1 protein-coding gene is annotated in these 555 nt (G+C 70.4%); it reads right to left on the bottom strand.

What is annotated here, in order from left to right; genetic code table 11:
- Positions 1-555: serine/threonine protein kinase (locus AC1D01_RS38115; RefSeq protein ID WP_477875202.1), on the bottom strand; the 555-nt coding region annotated here is incomplete at both ends.

Raw genomic sequence — 555 nt, 5'->3', positions numbered from 1 at the left:
AGCTGGGCGAGCGGCCTGGCGTCGTCGTGCACCGCGCGCGCGGCCGACGGCACCGGCGGCCGCCCGGTGATCACGAAATGCAGCACCGCGCCGAGCGCGTACAGGTCGGTCCACGGCCCCTGGCGCAACTGGCCGACATCGGCGTACTGCTCGATCGGCGCGTAGTTGGGCTTCAGGATCGCGGTCAGCGTCTGCGTGCGGTCGCCGATCACGCGCCGCGCCGCGCCGAAATCGAGCAGCACCGGCAGGCCCGACGGCAGCAACAGGATGTTGTCGGGCGCGATGTCGCGGTGGAACACGTCTTCGTCGTGCAGCACCYGCAGCGCGCCCAGCAGCGGGTCGATCACGCCGCGGATCCACGCATCGCTCGGCACGCCGGCCAGCGCCTTGCGCTCTTCCTTCAGCGTGCGGCCGGCGTAGTACGGCATCACCATGTAGGCGGTGCCGTTGGCCTCCCAGAAGCGGTAGACCTTGACCAGCGACGGATGGTCGAAGCGCGCGAGCAGCTTGGCCTCGTTGACGAACGAGCGCAGCCCGATGCCGAAGGTCTCGTGG

The organism is Rhizobacter sp. P3_B12 (assembly GCF_056402895.1).
This window is presented reverse-complemented; position numbering and strand designations above follow the sequence as displayed.